The sequence below is a fragment of the Clostridium sp. AF29-8BH genome, assembly GCF_003478145.1.
Lineage (GTDB): Bacteria > Bacillota > Clostridia > Lachnospirales > Lachnospiraceae > Otoolea > Otoolea fessa.
Window position 1 is genome coordinate 53,023 of the sequence record NZ_QUEL01000017.1, and the last position, 19,943, is coordinate 72,965.

Genomic DNA, 19,943 nt, shown 5'->3' on the forward strand with positions numbered 1-19,943 from the left:
CTATCAAACGATCCTTTTCAAAATCGTTTTCTTCTCAAATTTTCTACATTTACGCCAATCTTTATTGTATCATGTCAGAGAAAAACGGGCAAGTGAAAAAGAATGCGCCTCACGACAATTTCCTGTTACACAAAAAAGGCTGCCACACGAATGCCAAACGAACGTTTTCCGTCCGGGGCCTTCTGTTTGTGACAGCCTGTCTTCCTTTATCTAACGCAGCCATATTTACCTGCGTGTTACTGTGAACAGTAACACCTGCGTTCCTCAGTCTCTTACACCATCCAGTCTTTCAGCACGCCGTGATCGCGCAGCAGCTTTCCAACCACCGTCTTGTCAATCTTCCGGAGAATCGGCTTTTTGAGTGCTTCAAGCGGCATCGGCAGCTTCATTTCCAGCGGCGATCTGCCGTCCATCAGCTTGACCGTGCTGTCCAGAAGCTCGCGGATATCGTAGACACTTCCCCATACCTCCGGTACGCCGCGGTCTACACCGCACAAGCCATACACCGCTTCCATCGCGGTGCGGACGGAATACTCGGTCGTGAAAATAGTATCACGCGGGGTCTCCGCAAACTGTCCCAGAAATGCCGCATTGACACATCCATCCGGGATAACGTCCGGGCGGTCTCCGGCACGCCGCGGCATAAAGAATGCTGTAATATACGGCATCATCGTCGGCGTACAGTTCGCATGGTTCTCAGCCAGTTCCTCGATCTGATCCTCCGGGATTCCGAGATGGTACAGCCATTCTTCTGTGATCTCCTTGCCCGTGCAGGCGCGCATCGGCTTCTTCACATAATCGCCCGGTACATCCGTAAATAAACTGTATACCCAGACGCAGATCTCGTCCTTATCCTGCGCTTTGAACTGTCCCTGACGGTTGATCGTCCAGCTGAGCAGCCAGCTTGAATCACGGCAGCTCACGATACCGCCTGTTACGACGCGTCCACTTCTCGGATCCCTGCGGCAAATCTTGCGGATCTGGGAAATGATTGTCTCATCCGAAGTCGTGACCGTCGCAGACTCCCAGTTCGTCTTCTGGATATCCGAGCAGAATTTCTCCGGATGTCCAAATGCCGGATCCTGCGCAGCAATCTGACGCCACAGACTCCAGCAGCCGCTGGTACGCACTTCCGCACCTTCTACCGGTGCCTGATTCTGGTCGCCGTAGATCGTTCCCTCAGTACAGCTTCCGTTCGTAATAAAGACAAAATCATCTTCAGTCAACGCGATTTCCTTCTTCTCGCCGCCCTTCACGTACTCGATCGCCTTCGCAACCTTTTTCTCACCCTGGATGTCAAACCGCACATTCGTAACCTCGGTGCCAAACTGGATCTGGACGCCTGCCGTCTCCAGATATTTCTGCATCGGCAGAATCAGCGACTCATACTGGTTGTAACGCGTAAATTTGAGTGCCGAGAAATCCGGAAGTCCGCCAATGTGGTGGATAAAACGCTGAAAATAGCGTTTCATCTCTAATGCACTGTGCCAATTTTCAAACGCAAACATTGTTCTCCAGTACAGCCAGAAATCCGAATCAAACACCTCATTATCAAACACATCCTCAATGGATTTGTCATACAGATCCTCATCCTTCGTGAAGAACAGCTTCATGATCTCCATGCTGCCTTTCTGGCTCAAGCGGAATTTGCCGTCCGTGTGTGCATCCTCGCCTCGGTTGACCGTCGCACGGCAGAGCGAGTAGTTCGGATCATGTTTATTCAGCCAGTAATATTCATCGAGAACCGATGCCCCCGGCACCTCCAGGGACGGGATGCTGCGGAACAGATCCCACAGGCACTCAAAATGATCCTCCATCTCGCGGCCGCCGCGCATCACATATCCACGGGTCGGATCCTGAATACCGTCACATGCACCACCTGCTACCTCCATCGCCTCCAGAATATGGATATTTTCTCCCGGCATCTGTGCGTCTCTCACAAGAAAACACGCCGCCGCCAGAGAAGCCAATCCACTTCCGACGATATAAGCCGATTTGCCCTCGATTCCCGCCGGTTTCTCCGGGCGCGCAAACGCCTCATAATTTCCCTTCGAATAATAAATTCCCTTGCTGTTTTTCTCCTGGCTGCCGCGTTCCGTATTCCGGTAATCCGAAGCCGACTTAACCACTTTTCCTGCCTTTTTCCGCTTCGACGCCGCTGCCGCCAGCCCCGCTCCAACTGCCAGTGCCGATACCGCACCCGCTTTCCATGCTTTCTTATTCATGTCCTGATCGCCCCTGCCTTTCTTCAACTTTCAAACCACTTCTTTTTTACATTACCCCGATATCTAGTTTTTAATACTATCTAATAGTAGTTTGATAGTAAAACTTTTTTGGAGAAAAGTCAAGGGCATCATCTTCTGGCACTTCCTGTTTGCCTTTGGTCATTCCATTTTCTTACTACCTTTTGTACTGACTTTTCATGAGCTTTGGCTTTATACTTCTTGGCTTTGAATTGATTGTAAAATGTGAATCCCAAGTATTTTATCTCTATTGGTCTTCCTATTTTACTTTTCTTGCGATTTACTTTTAGAAGTAGCTTAGATTCAATATATTTTGTAATTGAGTCCATCACTCTTTGGGCAGTTTTTCTGACTTATTACTTCTATGTAATGAATTGTAAAAAAGCTTTCATTTATTATTTTTTGCCTTGCAAAATTCAAGTCGAACGTCCGTGAGACTTGGCGCGTGATTCTGGTCAGCGAAGCTGACATATTCCTATCAGAATCACTGCGCATCCTCGCGGAGCGTTTATCTCAGTCGGAGAATGGACTCCCACTGAGACAAATTTGCTATTACTCACCACCTGAAGAGGTGGGAGTCTTCTCGACTGAGATAAAAAGCACGATTAATAAAATAACCGGGAACAATAGCCCAACTCCCATACCTGCACGAATATTGTCTCCTGCACTTTGTGTAACACGTCCAACAATCCCCGGACCTATGCTTCCACCCAGGTCCCCCGCCATAGCAAGCAAAGCAAACATAGCCGTTCCACCTGCCGGAAATCTTTCTGATGAAATACTGATTGTGCCGGGCCACATAATCCCAACAGAAAAGCCACAGATAATACATCCAATCAAACCTGATATCGGATTCAACGATACAGAAGCAAGCAGGTAGCATATCACACATAAAATTCCAGATCCGATCATAAATTTCATCAGATCCATTTTATCACCATATTTTCCGAAAATTATACGACTGATCCCCATTGTAACAGCAAACATGCAGGGACCGGCCAGGTCACCAACTGTCTTTGACAGCCCCAGAGCAGCTCCGCATAAGCAGATGCCCATTGTGCCATAGCCAGTTCTGATGCACCGGAGCAAATCATCAAACATATGGAAAGCCAGAAAAGAGGTTTTCGAAACAGTTCTTTTATTCCCATTCCTTCCCCCTCATCTACCAAATGCTCGATCGGACAGGTTGCAAAATTATAGATATTTATGGCCGGAACAAGCGCCCATAAGACAGCCAGCCATTTCCAGCTGTCCATGCCAAACACCACAAAAAACAGTGTAGAGATCACAATCGTTCCCACTGCTCCCCAACAATAAAAAGAGTGAAGCAGGCTCATCGTTGCCTCTTTGTTATCAAATGGACACGCCTCCACGATCGGACTGCAAAGCACTTCAATCAGACCACTTCCGACTGCATATACAATCACACTCAGGATAATTCCAACAAGCGGTTCCGGCAAAAGCTCCGGCAAAAAAGCCAGACCAACCAATCCTGCTACGGAACATACCTCAGAAGTAACAATACAGATGCGATACCCTATTTTGTCCACAAACTTTGCACAAAACAGGTCTACCAACAACTGTGTAAGGAAAAAGCAGGTAGAAATCAATGCGATTTTTCCAAGTGCAATCTGATAATCATTATGAAATTTCAAAAATAACAATGGGGCAAAATTAGCTGCAATTGCCTGTGTAATAAATCCCATATAACAGGCTATTTTTGTTTTCCGGTAATTTGGCATGGTCATCACTCCTCGTTTTTATTGAATTATATAACATAATATCTTTATTTTTATTGATTTATTTCCAAAATTTATTGTATAATATCGTAAAGTATGTTTCAAAGAGTGGGGGTTCTATGAATATAAATACAACCTATACCAAAATCATTACAGGTGAAGATTTGATGGAGACAGCTCAGCACGGAAGCACTCTCTATCCTTTCCAGTTTTATTATGAAGATCTGTCCGTTTTTGATTTCAACTGTATCGAATGGCACTGGCATACTGAATTGGAGTTTATTTATATTGAATCCGGAACCGTTACTTTGTGGATTGGAGAAGACCAATTTCATTTAACCGAAGGAAATGGCATATTCATTAATACAAAGGTACTCCATCGCCTTTATTCTCCCTCAAAAGCCCTCATTCCCAATTTTGTATTTATGCCTTCTTTTATTGCCCCTTGCGACAGCCTGATTTATCAGAAATATATTCTGCCGATCATTTCTTACCCATTGCCATTTCTCATATTTCATAAAGAAGTATGCTGGCAAGCAAAGGTTTTATCTATCATGCGGCAAATTATTTCTGCACAGGATTCCGTTTTATCCAAAGAACTCCTTACCAGTTCTCTCCTTCAGAATCTCTGGCTGGAAATATTTGAAAATACAGACATTTCATACCAGGAAGAACACAAGGATCATTCAACCGCTTCTCAAGCCCGGTTACAGCTCATGCTGCAATTTATCCATCTAAATTACTCACGGAGTATCTCATTGGATGACATTGCAGAACAGGCAATGGTCAGTAAGAGTACCACTTTGAATCTGTTTCGGAAATATTTACATATAACGCCGGTTAACTATCTCATTAACTACCGTTTAAAACAGGCCGGTCAGTTGCTTTCAAAAACCGAGAAAAAAGTCAGTCTCATTTCTTCTGAGACAGGATTTCATAACGTTGACTATTTTTGCAGATTATTCAAAAAACGCTACCAATTAACCCCAACGGAATACCGGAAACAGAAAAGCCGCTGATTGGGACGGCGCTGCATTTCCGGCTGCCATCCGCGGGATTCTGGTCAATGCCTCCCACAACGCGGTGAGGAAGATAGGGTTTCAAGTGCGTGTTTGACCACTTTCTCTGTTTCATCCAGCGTCCAGTCGTGCATGGTCCCTGCCTTGCCGAAACTCATGCAGCCGACACACAGCTCGGAGATAAGCATTACAGCGGCTTTTAAAAAATCTGTATTGATTTTTCTGCGTGAGATGTTATAATCGGTATATACCGAAAACAAAAGGAGGAACTCGTCCATGCCAAGACCGCCACGGTGCCGTCGGATTTGTGGCGCACCACAAGTTGATACCTTCTGCCCCAATGGGTGCGAGAATACCAAGCCGATCCTGCTGACGCTGGACGAATACGAGGTCATTCGTCTGGTTGACTTGGAGCAACAAACCCACGAACAGTGTGCCGCGCAAATGGACATTTCACGCTCTACCGTGCAGGAGATTTACGAAGTCGCACGGCGCAAGATCGCAGCGTGTCTTGTCCACGGGAAACCGCTGCACATCACCGGGGGAAACTACCGCATCTGCGGAGGACAGGAGGCAGCCCACTGCGGCCGTTGGTGCCGGATGCAGAGAGCCAACACAGAAAAATCCAACAAAAAATGCAAAGGAGATTTCATTATGAAAATTGCAGTTACCTATGAAAAAGGTCAAATTTTTCAGCATTTCGGCCACACCGAACAGTTCAAGCTTTATGAAGCTGTGGACGGCAAAATCACTCATGTGGAAGTTGTTGATACCAACGGCAGCGGTCACGGCGCACTGGCAGGCTTCCTGATGCAGAACGGCGTGGACGCTTTGATTTGCGGAGGCATCGGCGGCGGTGCTCAGGCAGCACTCGCCGAAGCGGGGATCAAGCTCTACGGCGGTGTCAGTGGGGACGCTGATGCAGCGGTGAGCGCATTGCTCAGCGGAAATCTGGGCTATGACCCCAATGTTCATTGTGACCACCATGACCATGAGCACGGCGAGAAAGGTCACACCTGCGGTAACCACGGCTGCGGCAAGCATAGCTGCCATTGATATGGAACGAACACTGACACAGCTTCCGTTCTGGTCATCCTTGACCGAACACGAAATGGAAACGCTACGCCGAAGTGCCTTTGTCCGTCATTATGAAAAGGACGCATTCGTTCACAGCAGCGACAACGAATGTCTTGGAATGATGTTCGTTCTTTCCGGCAAGATCCGCACCTATCTTCTCTCCGAGGAGGGGCGGGAGGTAACGCTGTTCCGCTTGTATCCGGGAGAACTATGTGTGCTTTCTGCCTCCTGTGTTATCAGTCAGATTACCTTTGATACGCAAATGACCGCAGGAATGGATACGGAGGTTCTGATTATCCCCGCAAATGTCATTGCTACGCTCAAGGAGAAAAATCTCCATGTCCGCTGTTTTCTCTATGAACTGGCAACGAAACGGTTTTCTGATGTGATGTGGGCGATGCAGCAGATTATGTTCAAGGGATTGGATCGGCGGCTGGCAGAATTTCTCCTTACCGAAGCGGAGCGTACCGGCTCCGACACGATACGCATGACCCATGAGCAGATCGCCCAGCACATCAGCTCGGCGCGGGAGGCAGTGGCACGGATGCTCAAAAGCTTCTCGGAGGACGGACTGGTGGAGCTGAAGCGTGGTGCAATCACGCTGCGGGATAAGGACAGACTAAATCATCTAAAATAAGAAGAAATGTGACTTCGTCACAGAAGAAAATCATAGATTTGCTACAATAAAAGCAGAAAAACAGGAAGGAGTATCCACCATGAAAGAAACGAAATACGCAGGAACTCAAACCGAAAAAAACCTGATGGCTGCCTTTGCCGGTGAGTCCGAGGCACGCAACAAGTACACCTATTTTGCATCCAAGGCCAAGAAGGAAGGCTTCGAGCAGATCGCGGCGCTGTTCCTCAAAACCGCTGATAATGAGAAGGAACACGCCAAGCTGTGGTTCAAAGAACTGAACGGCATTGGCGACACCGCCGAAAACCTTCTCTCCGCCGCTGAGGGTGAGAACTACGAGTGGACGGATATGTACGACGGCTTTGCCAAAACTGCCGATGAGGAAGGCTTTCATGAGCTGGCGCAGCGCTTCCGTCTGGTTGCCGCTATTGAAAAGCACCATGAGGAGCGCTACCGTGCTCTGCTGCACAATGTGGAGATGGCGGAAGTCTTTGCCAAGAGTGAGGTCAAGGTATGGGAGTGCCGCAACTGCGGTCACATTGTGATCGGTGAGAAAGCGCCGGAAGTCTGCCCTGCCTGCAATCATCCCCAGAGCTATTTTGAGATCCACGCGGAAAATTATTAAAGAAAGAAAAGGAGAATCATCATGGAGCAGAAGTTTTACATTTGCAAGCATTGCGGTAACATCATTGCCAAGGTCAAGGACACGGGCGTTCCCGTCATCTGCTGCGGCGAGCCGATGACCGAGATCATTCCCGGCACCACCGACGCCGCCGTGGAGAAGCATGTTCCTGTCTGGACGGTGGAAAACGGCGTCGTCCATGTCAAGGTCGGATCCGTGGAGCATCCCATGCTGCCGGAGCACTACATCGAGTGGGTATCTCTCCAGACCAAGCAGGGCAATCAGCGCAAGGAACTGCATCCCGGCGAAAAGCCGGAGGTCTGCTTCGCTCTCTGCGAGGGCGATGAAGTCGAAGCGGTCTACGCCTATTGTAACCTCCATAGTCTGTGGAAAGCGTGATTCATCTTTCAAAAACCCGGTGCTTTTTGAGCACCGGATTTTTTTATCAATGTGACTTCGTCACAGAAAAATGCTTTGCCCTGCGGTATGATAAAGCCACAATCATGAAACAAGAAAGAGGTGGTGAACATGAAAATCAAGCTCAATCCCGATCCGGAGATTGTCAATACCATCAAAGAAGGACTCAAGCGCACCGGCGGATACTGTCCCTGCCGCAGGGAACGCACAGAGGCAACCAAGTGTATGTGCCAGGAGTTTAAGGAGCAAATTGCAGATCCCGGCTTCGAGGGATTTTGCCACTGTATGCTCTATTACAAATCCTTGCAGGATTAAGGGAGGAACGCTATGCTGTCAAAGAAACTGACTGCCGTAGATAAGACGCGGTGCATCGCCTGCGGTGTGTGTGAAAATACCTGTCCACTGAGAGCTGTCAGGGTGCGCCGCGGCTGCTACGCCGCCGTAGAGGCGGAACGATGCGTAGGCTGCGGCAAGTGTGTATTCGTCCTACTTGTCACGCTGGCGAATGCGGCAGGCGCTTTGCTGATCTCTACCATCACCGCCGACATGATCAACATTGCCGTGGAGGGCAGACACATGGATTGCGATCCTCGGCGGTGGGATGCTTATGAAAGGCAGCCTGACCCCCGGCACGTTCCAGGCCTTTTTCCAGTACATGAACATGTCCAGCGAACCGATCACAGAGCTTTCCTATATGACAAACCCTCTGCAATCGGCGCTGGCCTCCATGGAGCGGGTATATGAGCTGCTGGATGAGCCGGAGATGGAAGCAGAGCCGGAAGCACCGAAGCGAATCGGCCATGCGCTGGGAGCGGTGGAGTTTTCCCACATTCGCTTTGGCCAATTATTGGTGAATCGACATTTTGTTTCCTTTATCCACTCATTTTTATGATGTTCCAAGCACTTGATTCAAGGCAGAAAGTCATGTCGCATCACTTAATACTACAGCCCCTTCTTTATTTCTTCAATTGTCATCTCATATACTTCTGTTACTTTTTCCATTGCTTCCGGTATCCCCGGCTGCTCTCCGGTTCTATCTCTCAAAAGTTCTGTCAACTCATGACTAACCTCATACAGACGGTCAAAAGAAAGATTCTGACACACCCCTTTCAGTGTGTGTGCACCGCGAAAAGCATCTTCATAATTTTTATTTTCCAATGCCTGTTTTAACTGTATATAACTCTGATCTTCAAGGAACTTTAATGCAAATCTCCGAATCAGTGCTTCGCTGTGAAGGCGTCCCAAGACAGCTTCATAGTTTCCTCCAATAGCTTCGTAACACTCTTGCATTGTCATATTTTAGTCCTCCTGTCAATTGTATTCCACTAATTCATGAACCTCTGCTAATCAATTATATACATACCTTAAAATCGTTTTTATAACTTCATCAATCACAATCGGCTTTGACAAATGTGCGTTCATTCCTGCATCCAGTGATGCCTGAACATCTTCTGCAAACGAATTAGCTGTCATTGCTATAATAGGAATGTTTTTTCCATCCGGTCTGTCATTCATTGCCCTGATTGCTTTTGCTGCTTCATAACCATTCATTTCAGGCATCATGATATCCATCAGGATTACATCAAATGTGCTTTCCGGATGATTTCTGAAAATCTCAACAGCATTCTTTCCATCCACAACTCTTTCTACATTCATCCCGAACTCTTCCAACTGCACGGCAGCAATCTCTGCATTCAGTTCATTATCCTCTGCAAGAAGGACATTCACACCTGTAAGATTCACCTTTTCAGAAATACCTGTGTCTGACTTATTACATTCCTTATCTGTAATTTTCAAAGGAATATCCACAGTAAATGTGGTTCCCTCATGCTTTTTACTCTGCACGGAAATGGTTCCACCCATCATATCTACATACTTCTTTACGATAGCCATCCCCAGTCCAACTCCATGGTACTGCGTTCTCACATCGGAATCTTCCTGTGCAAATTCCTCAAAAACTTCTTTTGTAAATTCCTCACTCATGCCAATACCAGTATCCGAAATGCGGTAACGCATATTTATATATCCATCCCCGCCCTTTTCCAGACACCGGGCTTCAAATGTAATCGTCCCTCCATCCGGAGTGTATTTTACGGCATTGCTCAGAATATTGACCAGCACATCACGCAGGCGTGCAGGATCCGCAAGTACATTTGGAATCTTTGCTTCTTCACGCTGAATCTTAAAGTTGATATCCCTGTTCGTAAGAAAGCCTTTTGTAATATCCAATGCAGAATCTGTAATGTTTTTCACATCCGCCGGTACCGGATTGTATTTCACTTTTCCACTTTCGATGCGGGTCAGATCTAATACATCATTGAGCAGCGACAGTAAATGCTCTGAGCTTTCGTCAATCTTTTCCAGACAATTTTTCACCTCGTCTGACGGATTGTTTTTCATTGCAATACCGGTAAATCCTATGATTGCATTCATCGGTGTCCTCATATCATGGGACATATGTGACAGAAATGCTGTTTTTGCCTTGGTTGCAGCCTGTGCATGCTCTGCCAATTCCGCCATTTCCTCAGCTTTCTCCTGGGCCGCCTTCTGCGCTTTTTTTCTTGCACTGAGACGCACCATTATCACAGCCATAGCAGTCAGCAGCCATCCAAAAATAAGAAGAACCCAAACAGTAACAGCAGGATGCAGACGGATCCAGTCAACAAATGTCAGCTCTGTTGCTTTGTGTGTAGTATACTGTGCTGCAAGATCTTCAATAAGATATTGTGGCATGGCATACATTGCTTTCGTCAGAATACCAGCCAGCGCATGGTTCTCAGTTGATGAAATTACCATGCGGTAGGTGAATGTAGGCTGCTCCAGCAGAGTATATGTCATGGTGCCCGTAGTGTCACTGTTCACAAACGCCTGTGCCATGTAATAGTAGACGAAGGCAGCATCTGCTTTACCCTCACGGACAGCTTCCATCATTTCCTGTCGGGTACTGCACATCAGCTTTTCTGCACCGGGTGCCATTGCATCTTCAATTGACTTTGATGCTGTCTGGTCAACAGTAGCAACAACATTAATTTTTCCATCAAAGTCACGCCGTGTCACCCTTGCCAGCTGCATCGTAATGAAAGGTGCAGTAATCCCCCATTTTTTCGTTTCAGCATAGTTATCTGTTTCCAGGCGTGCATCGATGCTCATATCTGTGGTTTCCGTATTTTTCTGATAAGCAATATACTCATCTCTGGTATCAGGTGTAAGAAACTCATAGGAAATCCCGGCATAGTCTGCAATTTTCCGGAAGTAATCCGGGATAATATCCTTCATCTCACCATTTTCATTATAAGAATATGGATAACGGGTCGGATCACACAGAACATGAAGCGGGTTGTCCTTGGAATACTGTGAAATAATACTTTTTTCTTTCTCCGTATATTCCAGATTCTTAGTTTCGATGCTTTCATAATTTTTATTATAAAGTGTCGTTTTCCAGTCACCCTCAACTGCATTCATCTGGTCGATTGCATAATTGATCTCATTCAGCAATTCTGTATTACCTTTTTTAACAATGACATAGAAATCGCTGCTGCCAAATTTATCCACGATTCGCTCATTGTTTGTTTTTCTCAGAGAACTGGTAACAATCGCATCAACTTTTTCGCTCTGAAGGGCTTCCTTCATTTCTGCGGTCGTATCAAAATAAGATGGAACATATGTAAATCCTTTGTTGTCTGCAAAATCCGCAAACTCTTCATTCCGGGTGTTTCCGTTCAAAAGCGCCACACGCATACCGTTGTAAGTGCTGTAATTGCCGTCCACAATCGTGCTGTTGTCACTGAGGACGGTCAGCATCCCATAATTGGTTCCGATGGGACGTGAAAAATCAAACTTTTCTTCTCTGTCCGGTGTTTTGCGGGCAGATGTTACCATGTCGATCTCGCCATCTTCAAGCATCTGCTGCATATCATCCCAGCTCTGATCGTATCCGACATATTCGTAATCTACATCCCAATAACGGGCCATCAGACGAAGAAAATCATAGCCATATCCGCTGCGGTTGCCTTCTTCATCCATCACATGATAACCATCCATGGCAAAGAAACCGACTTTGACAGTTTCATGCTGCGAACTGTCCTCGGCTGCATATGCAGTCTGGGGAGAAAATATTATACACACGCATACAAAAGTCAGTAACACTGCCACATATTTCTTAGCTCTCGAAATCATATTAAATCTCCTGGTCAACCTCCTGGTTTAATAAAATTGCACTGTCGCATCAAATCCATTTGTCACTGTTTAGTGACCTGCGGTTCGGTACCCCCCCCCCACCAGATTTTATGCTTCTGATCGTCTTTTCCAGCACCTTCATCTCAACCGGTTTTGAAATATGTGCATTCATACCGGCTGCCAGAGAATTCTGAATGTCCTCCGAGAATGCATTGGCAGACATTGCAATGATTGGAATCTTCTTTGCCGCTTCATGGGAGCTTCTGCGGATTGCCTTCGTTGCATCATAACCATTCATAATAGGCATCTGCACATCCATCAGAATCATGTCATAATCACCTGGAGCAGACTGTTCAAATGCTTCCAAAATCTCTTCGCCATTTTCACAAATGGTACATTCCGCACCTTCAATCTTTAACAGTTCTATCAGGATCTCCGCGTTCAACTCATTATCCTCTGCACACAGGAATTTCATTCCCTGCAGAATATTTCCATCCTGCTCATCTGTTTCTTCTTGTGCCGCCAGAGCAACCGTTCTATCCTCTGCAATTTTCAGATCCAAGAGAACCTCAAAACAGCTTCCCTGTCCCAATTCACTCTCCACATCAATGGTACCTCCCATTGCCTCAACCAGATTCTTAGTAATCGCCATTCCAAGTCCGGTTCCCTGTATTTTATTTGTAAGGGAACTTTCCGCACGGGTAAACGCATCAAAAATTGTATCCTTGAAATCTGCCGACATTCCCATACCATTATCACTAACTAAGAAACGGTACTTTGCATAGACAGATGACTTTGTCTCACATTCTTCTACAAAGAACTGAATTTCCCCACCTTCCTGGGTATACTTCACTGCATTGGAAAGCAGGTTGCTGAAAATCTGCATCAGGTGAACCTGATCCGCATTCACCCACTCATGCTGAATATTTTCTTTTATGATTGTAAGGGTCTGCTGCTTTTCATATATTTGAGTATGAAATATAGTGTCAAGTTCCTGTACAAGATCCAGAATAGAAAAGTCAGAATACTTGAAGACTGTTTTTCCTGCCTCAATCTTGCTCATATCCAGAACATCATTGATAATTCCTAACAGGTGCTGTGATGAAATGTCTATTTTTTCTGCATACTCTATAACTTTTGCTTTATTACCTGCATCATGCCTGATCAAAGATGTGATACCAATGATTGCATTCATAGGTGTACGAATATCATGTGACATATTAGACAGGAAATCCGTTTTCGCCTTATTTGCATTTTCAGCTGTCTGCAAAGCCTCTGTTGCAACGTTCTTTGCCTTTTTCAGTTTTTGATTGACTACTTCCATTTCCTTCATTGTTTGTAAATGAAGTTCATTATTTCTTTTTTCATATTCTGCTTTTTGATCTGCAAGACTAAGTCTGGAAATACTGTAGAATAATCCGGCAAAAAGTAAAAATATATAACCTGCCATGAGTATTGTTGTAAACAACACCGTTTTCTGGTAATCCCTCAGCACATTGTCAACAACTCCCCTTTCCACAATACATACCAAAATGGTGTTGTTGCTTTCTATCGGGCAATACCCCAGATAATAGGGGTTCTGTTTTCCCAAAAGTGCAACTCCGGATTCTCTGTTATCAAACTTCTTTTTGAACAAATCAGCCTCTTCTTCTGTAATAGCCTGTTCTCCTTTTAAATGTTTTAACAGAGAATAATTACGCAGGTATTTATCACCACTCTGGTTCGTATATGTAATATTTCCGTCATTATCCAGCATGAACAAATATGCTTTCCCGTCATAACCTTTCAGTTTTAACATGGAATCCAGTTTCGAATGATCAAACACAGCTCCAATTGCCGTATAAGTTTCCCCATTGATGGTATATTCCTGACATGGAATCGCAACCAAATAACCGTCTTTTTTCTTCTGAGCATAATCAAGACGCACCAGTTTTCCAATATTGTATCCGTTCTTTAAATCCAGCAGAAGTTTACTTGGCATATCAATCCGCATTTTTGTTCCACCTGCTGATATTGCCTGACCATTTTCCTGAAGGAATATAAGTGTACTTTTCAATTCTTTTTCCCATGCTTCAAAGAAACTTTTGTTCACATCCGTTTCAAGAGACAGCTCCCTCTCATGAAGTAAAAATTCCTCAACCAACTGCAGCTGGCTGTAGTACCCACTCACTTGAAGATCATAGGTCTGCTGCATCTGTTCAACAACAGCTCCCATACTGCTTTTTCCATTTTCACTGATATACTTGCTAGACTTACTTATAAGATACTTTATACAAACTACGCTTAAAAGAATAATAAGTAGTATAAGCAACAGCCTTGTTATTTTTTTTCTTTTATTTACCGTTTGTTCTATCTCCACTTTTACTGTTCAACCTCTATATAATCTTCCGGTGCTGACGGCTGCTGTCCTTTTGACATTGCTTCGATCCATGCACTTGATAATGTTGTATCTTTAAGCTGCTCAATCTCACATTTCGGATTTATTTTTTTCAAAACAGACATTGTGGTGTCTGTAAGAAGAATCGAGTATTCCTTTTCTTTGTCTATTTTCTTATCATTAACTGTCAAGTCCTTTAATGAAAATCCACTTTCCTCTTGATTGACGATCATTTTCATACCGGATGCAATTGGTAATTCGTATTTATTGGTTACATAAAAATTCTCATCCGCATCGGTGAAATAATTTTCCACGAGTTCACAAACCTGTTTACCACTAATTTTTGTAAAATATAATGCTGTATCTGAACTCTTTGCTGTCATCATGCCAACCCGGCTATTGGTGCATTCTCCTTTATATATAGAAGAAGTGAAATAATAATATGGTGCCAGAGCCAGCTGTGCATCATTTTCTTCTCTGATCGTAGTTAAAATGGAAGATGCTGCATCACGGCCATTTCTATCGTTCAGTGAAATGGAATATTCATTTTCAAAATTCACCGTTGCTTTTTCTTCTGGAGCTTTACGATTCATTACACTGCGCAAAGTATCATAAGCCTGCGTTTCATCCATTTCCCCTGACAGTAACCCGTGAACAGCCTCAAGACTTGCATCAAATGATTTTTGAGCGGAATATCGGATATAAACAGCATTATTTTTAATTTCCTCTTCCAGTCCAGGTACATCCTGCATCATGGTTGGAACGTCTGTATTCAATGAAATAACACCGCTTCCATCCGCAATCAGCTTTTGCCCCTCTTCTGAAATCATACAATCCAGCACATCCAGTGCAGTATCCAGTTTCTCCCGGTCTTTTTCCAGGTTTTTGTTAAATGCAATGTTTAATGACGGAGTCATGTACACATAGGATTCATCCGATGTCTGTGAAAAGTAAGGAATACGGAGCAGCTCCGCATCCATCTGTTTCTGCAGCTGCTGCATAACCGTCGGATGTCCATGAAACATTGCTGATTTTCCCTCGACAAACATCTGGGTTCCTGTACTGATGTCAATATTGATATCTTCTTTGCCAAAATGCGAGTCCTTAAGAAACTGACTGGTTTCTGAAAAAATACGTTTCCATAATATATCATCAAACTTCACTTCATCCGCTGCAGTCTCTGCACCGTTTCGCCATTCAATACCATCCAGGCTTGTAAACTCACCGATTGCCGCCGCCTGGATGATTTCATTATTAGACCAGTCTTCCCCAAGATCCATGGAATACGGTTTTATGCCATTATCATAAAACTGCTGACAGGCCTGTACATATTCCTCATAATTTTCTGGAATCTTTACGCCATACTGATCAAACAGTGTTTTGTTGGCAATGATCGTCTGAGGAATACCACAGATTGGCAGCCACTGGATTTCATCCTCCGCATTCTTATAATATTGCACCGCATAGGAATAATACTTAGAAACAACATCATAAGAAGCAAAATCCATAAGATAAGGCTGTAAGTCCTGTGCATCTGTTCCAGAAAATCGACGTACTGTTATGATATCCGGTAATTCATCATGTTCTTTAAAATAACTGTATAAATCGGTATCATTGTTCCCAATAATAAATTCAATATCCTGATCAGGAAACTGTTCATGGATATAGGGTGCAATATTTTTCATCAAACGATTTTCCCACAGATAAACGGTAAGATGATCATCATTTTTAGATACTTCTTTCTTTGACTGTCCACATCCAGACAAGACAGCAGTTGCTACAAGTACACCTGACACCACTGCTATCAGACAACGTTTTGCCTTTTTCATACTTTACCTCTTTCCTGATAAAGTCATTATAGTTACGCCTATGAAATAACACCACAAAAAAGCACTGTCAGACAGACAGTGCACCTCATTTTATGCAACTGGCTGCCATTTTACAGGCCCTGTAGCTTTGCGTCCCAGACTTTCATCTGGTTTGCCGATTTCCTTATTATAGCTTTTAAACTTATGCAAAAAACTGGTTTTATTATACTATAGCGCTCTACTGTACACAAGAAAAACATTACCGTTTTAACACCTGAAAACAAAAAAAGAACAGCCGATATATATACTCGAACTGTTCTTCTACTTCCGAAGTCCACGAAGCATTGACATTACTGTTTCCTGCTCATTTGCATTCAGATTGTTCCATATCCCTAGAACTTCTTTCTGTTTTTCTGTCAGATTCTCTGAATTACCTTCCTGAAAAAACTGCGATAATGTCACGCCCAAAGCTGCACATATTTTTTCAAGTGTGATCAGCGACGGCAAGTTTTCCTGCGCCATGATCCTTCCCAGTGACGACTGGGAAATTCCCGACAGCTGCGATAATCTGTATTTACTGATATCACGCTTTTCACATAAAGATGTTATTTTATCCGCAATATACTTCTCTATCTGCAAGTAACTATACCTCATTTCCGCTATTACATGTTCTTATTGTACCTGTAATAATGAAAAAATATTAGTAATCAACTTTGCAAGTATTTATCCCCATCATGGGAAGTATACGGATAAAAAAATATAAAGATACTTTCGTTTCCGAAAAAGTCATTTTCGCTTATATCGTTTTTATAATAACACAGACAGTTATGTTTGTCACATAAAAGTTTGAAACCCCAAACAAAAAAATAAGCCTTCTCATACCGCGGAGCCGCATATCCGCGGATAAATCCCCATCCCAGAGGGATCACCCTTCTGATGAATATAAAGGCTATTCGCAGATGGCTACACAATCTGACATGGATGCCTTTTAACAGAAAGTTCACAGCTCATATAATAACACTATATTGACGTGACACGAGTATGTGAGTATACTGTAAGCCATGTGGAGGTTGTGCGTATGTCAGCAACAGTTGGTGCTTTATGCATTGAAATGGATATGCAGTCTGTGAATGGGCTTGTAGAGCGAACAAGAAGAGCATCCGTTTATGTTGGAGCTATGGCAGGATGTGTGCTGTTTTTGCTTTGTGCTGTCTGCTTTATCGGCTACAAAAGAAAAAGAGAAGATGAAATTGAACAGACGATTTTGTTGCGCGAGGCTGCGGAAAAAGCAGAGACCGCAAACAGAGCAAAATCATCCTTCTTACTTAACATGTCACATGATATTCGATCACCTATGAATGCTATTATCGGATTTACGGACATTGCACTGAACCAGACAAATGTATCTGAAATTCACGATAGTCTGCAAAAGGTAAAAATAAGTTCAGAGCATCTGCTGTTTTTATTGAATAATGTACTGGATCTTAGCCGTATCGAGAACGGAAAGGTAAGCTTCTCACCTGAGCCGGAGAATTTGCCTGTCCTAATAGATAATGTGATTGCTATCGTGGATGGACTCCTACTGAATCGTGATTTAACATTTGAGATACATCGCAACATCCCCAAAGAACTTTATGTTCTGACGGATGCAACAAAAATTCGTGAGATATTGACGAATCTTCTGAGCAATTCGGTCAAGTTTACAAAAGATGGCGGAACGATTACTTTTGAAATTAGTATCAAACCGGGCATAGACGAACGGCATATTGTAAGCAGTTATGCGGTAAAAGACAATGGCATTGGTATGAGTGAAGAATTTCAGAAAAGGCTGTTTGAACCCTTTTCACAGGAGGATAACGGCGCACGAACACATTATGCCGGAACGGGGCTTGGAATGGCAATTTCCAAGCAATATGTAGAACTGATGGGCGGTACAATTACGGTTCACAGCAAGAAAGGGTGTGGTTCGTCTTTTACAGTAGAAATTCCTATGGAACTTGCAGACCCAAAACAGATACCTGAGCTGAATCTGATACAGGATGTCAGCCTTAATGGAGTAAAGGTTCTTCTCGCAGAAGATAATGAGCTGAATGCGGAATTGGCAATCACGCTGCTCGAAGAAGCAGGTATGCATGTAACTCGTGCAGTAGACGGACAGGACGCAGTTGCTTGTTTTGCCAACAATCCAGCAGACACATATGATGTGATTCTAATGGATGTCCTGATGCCTAAAATGAATGGGCATCAGGCGGCAAGGGCAATTCGTGCAATGAGCAAGGAGCGCCCAGACGCTGCGAAAATTCCAATCATCGCACAATCTGCAAATGCTTTCAAGGAAGATGTACAGGCATCCTTGGATTCTGGAATGAACGGACACATTTCAAAGCCATTCAATATAGATGCAGTGACCACTGCAATAAAACAAAATATAAAGAGATAGAAGATTGAGCAACAATCCGCTAACTATCAGAGCATCGTTCAAGGGTTATTTGGACGGTGCTTTTTCTATACCCATTTTGCAGAGAGGTGGTGCGCTATTTCATAAAGCAGCAGCCCGCACACCTGGAAGCTTTCGACGAAGCCCTGGTAAAGCGCTGGCTTGAGCGGATCATTGTCTGGGAGGACCACTTCACTGTGGAGCTTAAGTCCGGACTGAAAATTGATATTGGAGAGTAATCCCGTAAATGCACGAAACCCTCTCGACCATGATGGCCGGGAGGGCATTTTCTATATCCACAAACTAAAACTTCATTCCATTTGAATACTAATAATGCCGTATATTTGTCTCTAAAGGGCAAATATGCAGCATTTCTTTATTCTTTATGTGCGTGATCGTACATCTTTTGAATATCCTCCGGCAACTTATCCGGTATCATACTACGGCAATGATCATTTGAAGGTTATAGTGTTTGGTATCGCGTGTGACCTGACGAGAACCTTCGGTTTGAACTATTCGGAAATTCCGAATAGTTAAATCTTCTTCAAGCTCTGAATCAGCATAAATCTTCTTGATACAAAGTCTATTCGCAGATTGCTACGCAGAAGGACTTCGATGCATTTTAACAGAAAATCCACAGCTTGTATAATGATATTATGTTGACATCACCCGAACTTCTGCATATACTATACTTGAATGGAGGTGTTCTGTATGGCAACAACTAATTTAAATATTCGTACAGACAAGGCAATCAAGGATCAGGCGGAGGAAATCTTCAATGAGCTTGGTCTGAATATGACAACTGCTGTAAATATATTCCTGAGAACCGCTATCCGTGAGCATGGTATTCCTTTTGAATTAAAACTGGAAGTACCGAATGATACCACAGCCGCTGCCATTGAGGAAGGCAGAAAAATGATGAAGGATCCTTCTGCTCCGCGTTATTCCAGTATGGATGCGCTTAAGGCAGCTCTCGATGTATGAAATACGACATTCAGTTTACAAATCAATTTAAAAAGATTTGAAGCTTGCCAAAAAGCAAAATAAAAATCTTGATAAGCTGTTTGAGGTAATCGATATTCTGGCGAATGGCGGTACGCTGGAAGCAAAATACAGAGATCATGATCTTACAGGCAACTATAAAGGCACGCCTGAATATCACATCGAACCAGACTGGCTGCTTATTTATGAGATTCGTGGAGAAGTTCTTCTTTTGATGCTTTATCGCCTTGGTTCACATTCTGAGCTGTTTAAGAAATAAGTACAAATCGGAAGTTGTAGGAGGAAATTTTTAATGAATATAACAGTTTATCTTGGGGCAAACGAAGGAAATGACCCATGCTTACGAAAAGCAGTTGAGGAATTGGGGGCATGGATTGGAAACAGTGGAAATG

At 43.9% G+C, this 19,943-nt stretch carries 17 protein-coding genes, 4 pseudogenes and 1 riboswitch; of the genes and pseudogenes, 12 read left to right on the forward strand and 9 right to left on the reverse strand.

Annotation, left to right across the window (positions count from 1 at the left end; all coding sequences use genetic code 11):
- Positions 1 to 272 precede the first annotated feature (272 nt).
- Together DWZ16_RS10630 and DWZ16_RS10640 are read right to left on the reverse strand one after the other, a co-directional pair.
- Entirely contained in the window at positions 273 to 2,225 is a 1,953-nt protein-coding gene (locus DWZ16_RS10630; protein WP_118522763.1) for an oleate hydratase, read from the reverse strand.
- 570 nt (positions 2,226 to 2,795) lie between these two features.
- Positions 2,796 to 3,985 (reverse strand): annotated as a pseudogene (locus DWZ16_RS10640) (MFS transporter).
- Positions 3,986 to 4,101: 116 nt separating this feature from the next.
- Here DWZ16_RS10640 and DWZ16_RS10645 point away from each other — a divergent pair.
- Positions 4,102 to 5,001 carry an AraC family transcriptional regulator gene (locus tag DWZ16_RS10645; RefSeq protein WP_118522764.1) on the forward strand — a complete coding sequence of 300 codons (900 nt, stop codon included), beginning with the start codon at positions 4,102 to 4,104 and terminating at the stop codon, positions 4,999 to 5,001.
- A gap of 44 nt (positions 5,002 to 5,045) precedes the next feature.
- Here the strand turns inward: DWZ16_RS10645 and DWZ16_RS16230 are convergent, their stop codons facing one another.
- Complete coding sequence (locus tag DWZ16_RS16230) at positions 5,046 to 5,279, reverse strand: hypothetical protein (protein WP_243022000.1); 234 nt, start codon at positions 5,277 to 5,279, stop codon at positions 5,046 to 5,048.
- Between DWZ16_RS16230 and DWZ16_RS10655 the strand changes: the two genes are divergently transcribed.
- The 7 genes and pseudogenes from DWZ16_RS10655 to DWZ16_RS15500 all read left to right on the forward strand — a co-directional run bounded on the left by DWZ16_RS10655 (position 5,278) and on the right by DWZ16_RS15500 (position 8,643).
- A complete protein-coding gene (locus DWZ16_RS10655; RefSeq protein WP_118522765.1) occupies positions 5,278 to 6,057 on the forward strand; it encodes a DUF134 domain-containing protein in 780 nt (259 codons plus the stop codon). The two genes, DWZ16_RS16230 and DWZ16_RS10655, sit on opposite strands and share 2 nt — an antisense overlap.
- A 1-nt stretch (position 6,058) precedes the next feature.
- The gene (locus DWZ16_RS10660; RefSeq protein ID WP_118522766.1) at positions 6,059 to 6,715 is read left to right on the forward strand and encodes a Crp/Fnr family transcriptional regulator; all 657 of its coding nucleotides are present in this window, start codon (positions 6,059 to 6,061) and stop codon (positions 6,713 to 6,715) included.
- Between the two features lie 79 nt (positions 6,716 to 6,794).
- Positions 6,795 to 7,337: a rubrerythrin gene (gene rbr, locus DWZ16_RS10665; RefSeq protein ID WP_022358553.1), complete on the forward strand. Its 543-nt coding sequence runs from the start codon at positions 6,795 to 6,797 to the stop codon at positions 7,335 to 7,337.
- Between the two features lie 21 nt (positions 7,338 to 7,358).
- Positions 7,359 to 7,733 (forward strand): desulfoferrodoxin family protein, encoded by a 375-nt coding sequence (locus DWZ16_RS10670; protein WP_118522767.1) that lies wholly within the window; start codon positions 7,359 to 7,361, stop codon positions 7,731 to 7,733.
- Positions 7,734 to 7,856: 123 nt separating this feature from the next.
- Positions 7,857 to 8,066 carry a ferredoxin-thioredoxin reductase catalytic domain-containing protein gene (locus tag DWZ16_RS10675; RefSeq protein ID WP_301959329.1) on the forward strand — a complete coding sequence of 70 codons (210 nt, stop codon included), beginning with the start codon at positions 7,857 to 7,859 and terminating at the stop codon, positions 8,064 to 8,066.
- Positions 8,067 to 8,078: 12 nt separating this feature from the next.
- Positions 8,079 to 8,161 (forward strand): annotated as a pseudogene (locus tag DWZ16_RS16900) (4Fe-4S binding protein); the annotation flags it as partial.
- 197 nt (positions 8,162 to 8,358) lie between these two features.
- Complete coding sequence (locus DWZ16_RS15500) at positions 8,359 to 8,643, forward strand: ABC transporter ATP-binding protein (protein ID WP_147354952.1); 285 nt, start codon at positions 8,359 to 8,361, stop codon at positions 8,641 to 8,643.
- A gap of 50 nt (positions 8,644 to 8,693) precedes the next feature.
- Here the strand turns inward: DWZ16_RS15500 and DWZ16_RS10685 are convergent, their stop codons facing one another.
- From DWZ16_RS10685 to DWZ16_RS10705, 5 genes are all read right to left on the reverse strand, one after another.
- Positions 8,694 to 9,047: an Hpt domain-containing protein gene (locus DWZ16_RS10685; RefSeq protein ID WP_107001123.1), complete on the reverse strand. Its 354-nt coding sequence runs from the start codon at positions 9,045 to 9,047 to the stop codon at positions 8,694 to 8,696.
- A gap of 51 nt (positions 9,048 to 9,098) precedes the next feature.
- Complete coding sequence (locus DWZ16_RS10690; RefSeq protein ID WP_118522769.1) at positions 9,099 to 11,927, reverse strand: ATP-binding protein; 2,829 nt, start codon at positions 11,925 to 11,927, stop codon at positions 9,099 to 9,101.
- A 49-nt stretch (positions 11,928 to 11,976) separates the two neighbouring features.
- On the reverse strand, positions 11,977 to 14,142 hold the full coding sequence (locus tag DWZ16_RS10695) for an ATP-binding protein (RefSeq protein ID WP_243022001.1): 2,166 nt from the start codon (positions 14,140 to 14,142) through the stop codon (positions 11,977 to 11,979).
- A 146-nt stretch (positions 14,143 to 14,288) separates the two neighbouring features.
- On the reverse strand, positions 14,289 to 16,133 hold the full coding sequence (locus DWZ16_RS10700) for an ABC transporter substrate-binding protein (RefSeq protein ID WP_118522770.1): 1,845 nt from the start codon (positions 16,131 to 16,133) through the stop codon (positions 14,289 to 14,291).
- Between the two features lie 90 nt (positions 16,134 to 16,223).
- Positions 16,224 to 16,299, reverse strand: a riboswitch (cyclic di-GMP riboswitch).
- Positions 16,300 to 16,433: 134 nt separating this feature from the next.
- Positions 16,434 to 16,766 carry a helix-turn-helix domain-containing protein gene (locus DWZ16_RS10705; RefSeq protein WP_182427338.1) on the reverse strand — a complete coding sequence of 111 codons (333 nt, stop codon included), beginning with the start codon at positions 16,764 to 16,766 and terminating at the stop codon, positions 16,434 to 16,436.
- Between the two features lie 424 nt (positions 16,767 to 17,190).
- Here DWZ16_RS10705 and DWZ16_RS10715 point away from each other — a divergent pair, with 424 nt between their 5' ends.
- The gene (locus DWZ16_RS10715; protein WP_118522773.1) at positions 17,191 to 18,552 is read left to right on the forward strand and encodes an ATP-binding protein; all 1,362 of its coding nucleotides are present in this window, start codon (positions 17,191 to 17,193) and stop codon (positions 18,550 to 18,552) included.
- Positions 18,553 to 18,990: 438 nt separating this feature from the next.
- On the opposite strand, the pseudogene DWZ16_RS10725 reads toward DWZ16_RS10715, so the two are convergent.
- Positions 18,991 to 19,125, reverse strand: a pseudogene (locus DWZ16_RS10725) (cell filamentation protein Fic); the annotation flags it as partial.
- A 135-nt stretch (positions 19,126 to 19,260) separates the two neighbouring features.
- Here DWZ16_RS10725 and DWZ16_RS10730 point away from each other — a divergent pair.
- From DWZ16_RS10730 to DWZ16_RS16235, 3 genes and pseudogenes are all read left to right on the forward strand, one after another.
- Positions 19,261 to 19,533 carry a type II toxin-antitoxin system RelB/DinJ family antitoxin gene (locus tag DWZ16_RS10730; RefSeq protein WP_118522774.1) on the forward strand — a complete coding sequence of 91 codons (273 nt, stop codon included), beginning with the start codon at positions 19,261 to 19,263 and terminating at the stop codon, positions 19,531 to 19,533.
- A gap of 37 nt (positions 19,534 to 19,570) precedes the next feature.
- Entirely contained in the window at positions 19,571 to 19,810 is a 240-nt protein-coding gene (locus tag DWZ16_RS10735; RefSeq protein WP_207663870.1) for a type II toxin-antitoxin system YafQ family toxin, read from the forward strand.
- A gap of 33 nt (positions 19,811 to 19,843) precedes the next feature.
- Positions 19,844 to 19,943, forward strand: a pseudogene (locus DWZ16_RS16235) (TIGR00730 family Rossman fold protein); the annotation flags it as partial.

Bases quoted from the DNA above. Each gene is read 5' to 3' on its own strand.
- DWZ16_RS10660 (WP_118522766.1), top strand. From the start codon at position 6,059: ATGGAACGAACACTGACACAGCTTCCGTTCTGGTCATCCTTGACCGAA.
- DWZ16_RS10695 (WP_243022001.1), bottom strand. From the start codon at position 14,142: ATGGGAGCTGTTGTTGAACAGATGCAGCAGACCTATGATCTTCAAGTG.
- DWZ16_RS10655 (WP_118522765.1), top strand. From the start codon at position 5,278: ATGCCAAGACCGCCACGGTGCCGTCGGATTTGTGGCGCACCACAAGTT.
- DWZ16_RS10715 (WP_118522773.1), top strand. From the start codon at position 17,191: ATGTCAGCAACAGTTGGTGCTTTATGCATTGAAATGGATATGCAGTCT.
- DWZ16_RS10690 (WP_118522769.1), bottom strand. From the start codon at position 11,927: ATGATTTCGAGAGCTAAGAAATATGTGGCAGTGTTACTGACTTTTGTA.
- DWZ16_RS10645 (WP_118522764.1), top strand. From the start codon at position 4,102: ATGAATATAAATACAACCTATACCAAAATCATTACAGGTGAAGATTTG.
- DWZ16_RS10705 (WP_182427338.1), bottom strand. From the start codon at position 16,766: ATGAGGTATAGTTACTTGCAGATAGAGAAGTATATTGCGGATAAAATA.
- DWZ16_RS10630 (WP_118522763.1), bottom strand. From the start codon at position 2,225: ATGAATAAGAAAGCATGGAAAGCGGGTGCGGTATCGGCACTGGCAGTT.
- DWZ16_RS15500 (WP_147354952.1), top strand. From the start codon at position 8,359: ATGAAAGGCAGCCTGACCCCCGGCACGTTCCAGGCCTTTTTCCAGTAC.
- DWZ16_RS10730 (WP_118522774.1), top strand. From the start codon at position 19,261: ATGGCAACAACTAATTTAAATATTCGTACAGACAAGGCAATCAAGGAT.
- DWZ16_RS10670 (WP_118522767.1), top strand. From the start codon at position 7,359: ATGGAGCAGAAGTTTTACATTTGCAAGCATTGCGGTAACATCATTGCC.
- DWZ16_RS16230 (WP_243022000.1), bottom strand. From the start codon at position 5,279: ATGGACGAGTTCCTCCTTTTGTTTTCGGTATATACCGATTATAACATC.
- DWZ16_RS10685 (WP_107001123.1), bottom strand. From the start codon at position 9,047: ATGACAATGCAAGAGTGTTACGAAGCTATTGGAGGAAACTATGAAGCT.
- DWZ16_RS10700 (WP_118522770.1), bottom strand. From the start codon at position 16,133: ATGAAAAAGGCAAAACGTTGTCTGATAGCAGTGGTGTCAGGTGTACTT.
- rbr (WP_022358553.1), top strand. From the start codon at position 6,795: ATGAAAGAAACGAAATACGCAGGAACTCAAACCGAAAAAAACCTGATG.